The organism is Isoptericola sp. NPDC058082, assembly GCF_042885055.1.
In the GTDB taxonomy this organism is placed as follows: Bacteria; Actinomycetota; Actinomycetes; order Actinomycetales; family Cellulomonadaceae; genus Isoptericola.
In genome coordinates this window covers 61245-68861 of sequence record NZ_JBHVSQ010000011.1, presented here as the reverse complement: position 1 = coordinate 68861, position 7617 = coordinate 61245, and the positions used below count along the sequence as shown (strand labels likewise).

7 protein-coding genes are annotated in these 7617 nt (G+C 73.5%); 3 read left to right on the top strand and 4 right to left on the bottom strand.

The features are described from left to right. Nucleotides 1-125: 125 nt before the first annotated feature. Together ACFVS0_RS15255 and ACFVS0_RS15250 are read right to left on the bottom strand one after the other, a co-directional pair. Nucleotides 126-407, bottom strand: coding sequence for an HU family DNA-binding protein (locus ACFVS0_RS15255; protein ID WP_430549040.1), 282 nt, complete (start codon nt 405-407; stop codon nt 126-128). Between the two features lie 230 nt (nt 408-637). Then, nucleotides 638-1360: a copper resistance protein CopC gene (locus tag ACFVS0_RS15250; protein ID WP_430588425.1), complete on the bottom strand. Its 723-nt coding sequence runs from the start codon at nt 1358-1360 to the stop codon at nt 638-640. A 130-nt stretch (nt 1361-1490) separates the two neighbouring features. Here ACFVS0_RS15250 and ACFVS0_RS15245 point away from each other — a divergent pair, with 130 nt between their 5' ends. After that, entirely contained in the window at nt 1491-3539 is a 2049-nt protein-coding gene (locus ACFVS0_RS15245; RefSeq protein WP_430588424.1) for an NAD(+) synthase, read from the top strand. An 8-nt stretch (nt 3540-3547) separates the two neighbouring features. Here ACFVS0_RS15245 and ACFVS0_RS15240 read toward each other — a convergent pair whose 3' ends face one another. After that, nucleotides 3548-4027, bottom strand: coding sequence for a hypothetical protein (locus ACFVS0_RS15240; RefSeq protein ID WP_430588423.1), 480 nt, complete (start codon nt 4025-4027; stop codon nt 3548-3550). A 154-nt stretch (nt 4028-4181) separates the two neighbouring features. Beyond that, entirely contained in the window at nt 4182-4769 is a 588-nt protein-coding gene (locus ACFVS0_RS15235; RefSeq protein ID WP_430588422.1) for a histidine phosphatase family protein, read from the bottom strand. Between the two features lie 96 nt (nt 4770-4865). Here ACFVS0_RS15235 and ACFVS0_RS15230 point away from each other — a divergent pair, with 96 nt between their 5' ends. Next, nucleotides 4866-6230, top strand: coding sequence for an AAA family ATPase (locus ACFVS0_RS15230; RefSeq protein ID WP_430588421.1), 1365 nt, complete (start codon nt 4866-4868; stop codon nt 6228-6230). 109 nt (nt 6231-6339) lie between these two features. Next, entirely contained in the window at nt 6340-7593 is a 1254-nt protein-coding gene (locus ACFVS0_RS15225) for an amidohydrolase (RefSeq protein WP_430588420.1), read from the top strand. Nucleotides 7594-7617 lie beyond the last annotated feature (24 nt).

The following is a 7617-nucleotide window of genomic DNA, read 5'->3' as shown; positions in this document are numbered from 1 at the left end:
CGATACGCTTGGTTTGGCCGGGGCAGGAGGAGAACACGAGGGAGACAGGCAGGGCCGGAGACGGGGGGGGGGGGAAGGTCCAGGGCCTCCGGAGCGCTGACACGACGCGTCGTGTCAGCGAAGGATCACTTCGCGACGGCCTTCTTCAGCAGCGAGCCGGCGCTGATCTTCACACCGAAGCCGGCCGGGATCTGGATCTCCTCGCCCGTGCGCGGGTTGCGGCCGGTACGGGCCGCGCGCTCGACGCGCTCGACCGAGAGCAGACCGGTGACCTTGACCGCCTCACCCTTGGCGAGCGACTCCTCGAGCACCTCCTGGAAGGCGCTGAGGAACTTGTCCGCGTCCGCCTTGCTGAGCTCAGCCTTGCCGGCGATGGCCGAGACCAGCTCGGACTTGTTCAGCGACATGTGCATCCCTTCTCCGGTTCACGACGCGCGCGACCCGCGCGTCGTCACGTTCGTACGCCACCCCGGCTCGCGCCGGGAGGACGGGGAACACACTAGGGAACATCCGCGGATTCCTGCGACTTTTCCGCGCGTGGCGTGCCGGACACCTCGAAACGGGAACCTTTCGAGCACACGATCTGTCCCGGTATCTGCCCTCATGACGGGACAGACCGCGTGCGCGGCGGCACGTCTCAGGACGTCGAGCCGTCGCCCTCGGGGCCCGCGCCCGGTCCGTGCCGTTCGCCCGTCTCGTCCCCGCCGTCGGCGTCGCGCGCGCCGTCGTCGGCGCGCCGGCGTCGCTGCAGCAGGACGGCGGCCGCCACGCCGACCACCGCGAGCACGGCGACGGGGAACAGCCACGCCGTCGCCCACCCCGCCTCGCCGTCGGCGTTCAGGTCCACGCCGGGCGTGCCGCCGCCGTGCGCGTGCCCGGCCGTCGTCGTGGCGTCCGGCGACGCCGTCGGGCTCGGGGAGGCGCTGGGCATCGTCGGGCTGGACGACGGGCTCGCGCTCGGCGACGGTGTCGCGGCGCCCGCCACCGTGAACGCCAGCTCGCCCTCGATCGGGTGGCCGTCGGAGGAGACGACGCGCCACGACACGTCCCAGTCGCCGCCGGGCAGGTCGTCGGGCAGCGCGGCGACGGCCTCGTCACCGTCGACGGTGACCTCCGCCGGGACCGTGCCGTCCGCAGTCGTGACCGCCACCTGGGCCCCCGCCGCGAGGACGTCGGCGCTGAACACGAGGGTGAGCTCGGCGGGCGCCTCGTCCACGGTGGCTCCGTCCGCGGGGTCCGACGAGAGGAGCCGGTCGTGCGCGCTGGCGGGCTGCGCGAGGGCGAGGCCGAGCACGGGGACCGCCGCGGCGGCGAGCAGGACGGCGAGGGCGCGACGACGGCGCGCGGGTCGAAGGTGCACGGCCCGACCCTAGCGACCCGCCCGCCCGAGCTGTCAGGAGCCTGGCGAGCTGTCAGGGCGAGCGCGAGGTAGACGTGGCGCTGGTCCTGACAAGTCTCGCGGGGACGGGCGGCGTTCCTACACTCGGGGGGTGGACTTCACCTCGGCCTATGCCCACGGCTTCGCCCGCGTGGCGGCCTGCACCGTCCCCGTCACCGTCGCCGACCCCCGCGCGAACGCCGCCGCGATCCTCGCCGAGGCGCGCGCGTGCCACGACGACGGCGTCGCGGTCGCCGTCTTCCCCGAGCTGTGCGTCTCCGGGTACGCGATCGACGACCTGCACCTCGCGGACACGCTGCTGGAGGCGACGTCGGACGCGCTCGCGGCGATCGTGGAGGCCAGCGCCGACCTGCGCCCGCTTCTCGTCGTCGGGGCGCCGCTGGAGGTGGGGAACCGCCTGCTGAACTGCGCGGTCGTCGTGCAGGGCGGGCGGGTGCTGGGCGTCGCGCCCAAGTCGTACCTGCCGAACTACCGCGAGTTCTACGAGAAGCGCTGGTTCGCCCCCGGCGACGACCGCCGCGGCGCCACGGTGACGCTGCCGTTCGCCGACGGGCCCGTGCCGTTCGGGCCGGACCTGCTGTTCGCCGCCGACGACGTCGCCGGGCTCGTGGTGCACGTCGAGGTGTGCGAGGACCTGTGGGTGCCGGTGCCCCCGTCGGCCGAGGCCGCGCTGGCGGGCGCGACGGTGCTGCTCAACCTGTCCGCGAGCCCCATCACGGTGGCGCGCGCGGAGGACCGGCGGCTCATGGTCCGCTCCGCGTCGCACCGCGGGCTCGCGGCCTACGCGTACGCGGCGGCGCAGGGCGAGTCGAGCACGGACCTGTCCTGGGACGGCCAGACGATGGTCTACGAGGTGGGCGACCTGCTCGCCGAGACGGAGCGCTTCCCAGACGGCGCGCGACGCTCCGTGGCCGACGTCGACCTGGACCGGCTGCGCCAGGAGCGGCTGCGGCAGGGGTCGTTCGACGACAACCGGCGCGCGCTCGGCGCGCGCGTCGAGGGGTTCCGCACCGTCGGCTGGACCGTCGACCCGCCGTCGGGCGACGTCGGCCTGCGGCGCAAGGTGGACCGCTTCCCGTTCGTCCCGGACGACCCGGAGCGCCTGGCGCAGGACTGCTACGAGGCGTACTCGATCCAGGTGGCCGGGCTGGAGCAGCGGCTGCGGTCGATCGGGCAGCCGAAGATCGTCATCGGCGTCTCGGGCGGCCTGGACTCGACGCACGCGCTGATCGTCGCGGCCCGCGCGATGGACCGGCTCGGCCGGCCCCGCACCGACATCCACGCGATCACGATGCCCGGCTTCGCGACGTCGTCGGAGACGAAGGACCGCGCCACGCGGCTCGCGACGTCGCTCGGCGTGCACTTCGAGGAGCTCGACATCCGGCCCGCCGCGGAGCAGATGCTGCGCGACCTCGGCCACCCGTACGGCGCGGGCGAGAAGGTCTACGACGTCACGTTCGAGAACGTGCAGGCCGGGCTGCGCACCGACTACCTGTTCCGGCTCGCGAACCACCGCGGCGGCATCGTGCTCGGCACGGGCGACCTGTCCGAGCTGGCGCTGGGCTGGTGCACGTACGGCGTGGGCGACCAGATGTCGCACTACGCGGTGAACACCGGCGTGCCGAAGACGCTCATCCAGCACCTCATCCGCTGGGTCGCGGACTCCGGCCAGTTCGAGGCGGACACGAACGCCCTGCTCCTGGAGATCCTGGGGCAGGAGATCTCCCCCGAGCTGGTGCCGGCCGGCGAGGGCGAGGCTCCCCAGTCCACCGAGGCGGCGATCGGCCCGTACGCGCTGCAGGACTTCACCCTGTTCTGGACGCTGCGACACGGCCTGCGGCCGTCGAAGATCGCGTTCCTCGCGTGGCACGCCTGGCGCGACCCGGACTCCGGCGCCTGGCCGCCGAACTTCCCCCACGACGAGCGGTCCGCCTACGACCTGGCGACCATCCGGAAATGGGAGGTCGTCTTCTTCCGGCGGTACTTCTCGTCGCAGTTCAAGCGCTCCGCCATCCCCAACGGCCCCAAGGTCGCCGCCGGCGGCTCGCTCTCGCCCCGCGGGGACTGGCGGATGCCGTCCGACGCGTCCGCCGCCGCCTGGCTCGCCGAGCTGGAGGAGAACGTCCCGACGACGATGTGAGCCGGGGGTCACCGCACCAGGTGCCTCCCTCCGGAGCCTCCTCGCGTCGTGCGCCAGGCGAAGGGCGTCCACACGGCGGTCCACGCGAGACCCACCGCGGCGATCCACAGCGACGTCCGGACGTCGTCTTGGCCGTACCTCACCCAGTACGCGGCGTCGACGCCGGCGATGACACGTCCAGGGTCTTCAGGGTCGAGCAGGACGTCGAACCCGCCGGCGTACGCGCCGCTCTCCACCGGCAGCCACATGTCGTGGGCCAGCCCGTCGGTGTCGACGTCGGTGTGCCGGAGCGGGACGCGTCGAGGACCGTCCGGCTCGTCGACGACGGCCCGGACCTCGGCGACCGCGGAGCGGTGCCGCAGCCCCTGCATCCGGACCCGCACCTCCGCGTCGCTGGCCCGCGCCCACGTCTCCCCGTCCCAGAGACGACGAACCTCCTGGGTCGTCTGGTGCGAGTCCCAGGCGATGCCCAGCCCGAGCACCGTCACGAAGACGCCGACGAAGAACGCGCCCCGAAGGGCCCGTCGGGCTCCCCTGGGCCTGCCGTACGCCGACTGTCGCGCCGTTCGTCGCTTCGCCGCCATCATCACCTCTGCACTTGTCGCGCAGAAGATACCGCTCGCCCGCGTGGGGCGGGGAGGGTCAGGGGCGCGCGGCCGGCCCGAACCCGGTCCAGCGCAGCTCGGGCGGCAGGTGGCCCATGTCGTTGTAGACGATCAGGGACGCCGAGCGGTCGTCGCGGTACTCGATCGTCGTGAGGGCGGCGTTGCCGTACGGCAGCCCCAGCCAGCTCTCCGGCGGGGCGGCGAGCGCGTCGCGCACCAGCCACGCGACCTGGAACGCGTGGGTGATCAGCACGTCGTGGGTCTCGACGTCGGCGGCGCGGGCGAAGCGGGTGGTGAGCGCGGCGGCGAGCCGCTCGCCCTCGGCCGCGTGGGCGACGTCGTACCCGTCGAAGAACCCGACCCACGCGGCGGGCATCGGGTCGGGCAGGTAGGGCACGTGGTCGATCAGCTCGGCCGCCTCGCGCACCCGCACGCCCGGCAGGTGCGCGCCCAGGACCTGCGCCGACCGCACCGCGCGCGACAGCGGCGAGTGCCAGACGGTGTCGACCGGCACGGCGGCCAGGCGTCGGCCGGCCAGCTCCATCTGCCGCTCCCCGACCTCCGTCAGCTCGCCGAACGGGTCCGCAAGACCATGGCGGAGCACGTGCAGGTGTCGTGTCGGCATCCGCCGACGTTATCGGCTCGGCCGGCGTCGATGCAGGCAGATAGGGTGCTGCGGGCCGTTCCGCCGGGGACGGCGGCGGGAAGCACGGGGAGCACCATGAGCGAGCGACAGCCTTCGGAGACGACGACGGACGGCGTCGCGACGCCCGAGGAGCAGCAGGGCAGGCTCCTGTGGCCGAAGCTCGGCCCGTACCCGACGGAGGTCCGCCAGACGATCCGCGTGCTCGCGGAGATCCTCGGCGCCCCGCGCAAGAAGAAGAAGGGCACCCCGACGTCGAGCTCGGGCTGGGCGGCGCGCAAGCTCGGCGTGAAGAAGTCCCGGATGTCTGAGGTGAAGCGCGCCGTCTCCGACACGCAGCTGCTGCTGCACGGGCACGTCCTGGCCCGGTGGATGGCCGAGCACGAGGGCAGCTACCAGATCCTCGGGCCGCAGGGCCGCACGCCCGAGTGGCGGCCGCTGAGCCTGGGCGAGGACCACACACTCTCCGTGCCCTACCACCTGTCGGCGTTCTTCCCCGCCGGCACCCTGCGCGACGAGCCGGTCGCGATCCACCTGTGCGGCGGGCACCCCGCGGACGTCACCGTCTACACGGGCGAGGGCCGCCGCGACCTCGCCGAGTCGGTGCTCGACGACTTCCTCACCTCCCTCAAGGGCGAGGGGAACCCGTACCGCGGCCGCATCCTGCAGGTGTCGGTGACCAGCTACGGCAACCAGGTCGGCTTCGAGCCCGTGCCAGCGACCCACGAGACGCGCGCCGACCTCGTCCTCGCCGACGCCGTCTGGGGCGAGGTGGACCTGTTCCTGTCGTCGGGCACCACGCGCCGCGACGACCTGCTCTCCCTCGGGCTCCCGACCACGCGCGGGCTGCTGCTCGCGGGCAAGCCCGGCGTCGGCAAGACGAAGCTGGGCCGGATCCTCGCGGCGGAGGTCGCGGGCGCGATGACGGTGATGATCGTGGAGCCGGACGTGCTGCGGCAGGCGTCGGAGAACCTCTACAAGGAGGTCGAGCGGCTCGGCCCCACCCTCGTCGTCATGGAGGACATCGACGGCGTCGCGAACGCGGAGATGCGCAGCTCGTCGGGCTTCTCGGAGTTCCTCAACGCGCTCGACGGCGCACGCGTGCGCAACGACGTCCTCACCCTCGCGACCACCAACGACCCCGGCTCCCTGGACCCGGCGGTGAAGCGGCCCGGGCGGTTCGACACCATCCTCGAGGTGCCGCTGCCGAGCCACGAGGGCCGCGTCGCCATCCTCAAGATCTACCTGCCGCGCCAGGGTGACGGCCTCGACCTCGCCGCCATCGCCGGCAGCCTCGACGGCGCGACGGGCGCGGAGATCCGCGAGGTCGCGCGCCGCGCCGTCCTCGAGCACGGCATCGAGGGCATGACGACGCGCCGCATCCTCGACATCACGTCGACCGGCCGCTGGAAGCCGTCCCCCTCCGTCGGGCACTACCTGTAGCACCCGGCCCCGCCCCACAGGTAGTTGACCCCGGTATGACGCCCGCCAGGCCGCCATACCGGTGTCAGGTGCCTGTTCGGCATCCCCGGGCGGCGGCATGATGGCGGGCATGACCTCTCCGATCCGCACCGCCCGCTCGTCCGTCGCGATCACGAACGGCTACGTCGTCCCGGTCGACGGGCTGCCGATCGAGAACGGCACCGTCCTCGTCACGGACGGCGTGATCACCGCCGTGGGCGCGGACGTCGAGGTCCCCGACGGCGTGCGCACGGTGGACGCGGGGGGCCGGTGGGTGCTGCCGGGCTTCGTGGAGTCGCACGGGCACCTGGGCGTGCACGAGGAGGCCGAGGGCTGGGCCGGCGACGACACCAACGAGAAGACCGGGCCCGACGGGTCGCACCTGCGCGCGCTGGACGCGATCAACGTCGAGGACGAGGGCTTCCGCGACGCGCTCGCGGGCGGCGTGACGTCCGTCGTCGTGAAGCCGGGCTCGGCGAACCCGATCGGCGGCCAGACGGTCGCGATCAAGACGTGGGGCGGGCGCACCGTCGACGAGCAGGTGATCAGCGACGCGGTCTCCGTGAAGTCCGCGCTCGGCGAGAACCCCAAGCGCGTGTACGGCGAGCAGAAGAAGCAGCCGTCCACCCGCCTCGGCGTGGCCGCCGTCATCCGGCAGGCGTTCCTCGACGCGCAGCACTACGCGGCCCAGCGCGACGCCGCCGAGGAGAAGGGCGAGCCGTTCGCCCGCGACCTCGGCAAGGAGACCCTCGCGCGGGTGCTGGCCGGGGAGCTCGCCTGGGATCAGCACACCCACCGGGCCGACGACATCGCCACCGCGCTGCGGCTGGCCGACGAGTTCGGCTACCGGCTCGTCGTCAACCACGGCACGGACGGCGCCGCGATCGCCGACGTCCTCGCCGAGCGCGACGTACCGGTCGTCTACGGCCCGATGCTCACGTCCCGCTCCAAGGTGGAGCTGCGCGACCGCGACGTCGCGAACCTCGCCCGGCTCGCCGAGGCGGGCGTGCGCGTCGCCATCACGACCGACCACCCGGTGGTGCCGATCAACTTCCTCGTGCACCAGGCGTCGTTCGCCGTGAAGGAGGGCCTGGACCCGCAGGTCGCGCTCGAGGCGCTCACCGTCAACCCGGCGTCGTTCCTCGGCCTCGACGACCGCGTCGGCGCGCTGGCGCCCGGCCTCGACGGCGACGTCGTCGTCTGGTCCGGCGACCCGCTCGACGTCGGCTCGCGCGCCGAGCACGTCTTCGTCACCGGCGTCGAGGTGTACACGTGGGACCGCGCCGCCGACGACGGGCGCGGCGCGGGCCGCGTCGTCGAGCGCTCGGAGCGCTTCGCCCGCTGACCGGCCCGCCCGCCGTCGCCGGAG

Excerpts from the sequence above, each read along its gene's own strand:
- ACFVS0_RS15230 (WP_430588421.1), top strand. The coding sequence starts at position 4,866 with ATGAGCGAGCGACAGCCTTCGGAGACGACGACGGACGGCGTCGCGACG.
- ACFVS0_RS15235 (WP_430588422.1), bottom strand. The coding sequence starts at position 4,769 with ATGCCGACACGACACCTGCACGTGCTCCGCCATGGTCTTGCGGACCCG.
- ACFVS0_RS15225 (WP_430588420.1), top strand. The coding sequence starts at position 6,340 with ATGACCTCTCCGATCCGCACCGCCCGCTCGTCCGTCGCGATCACGAAC.
- ACFVS0_RS15255 (WP_430549040.1), bottom strand. The coding sequence starts at position 407 with ATGTCGCTGAACAAGTCCGAGCTGGTCTCGGCCATCGCCGGCAAGGCT.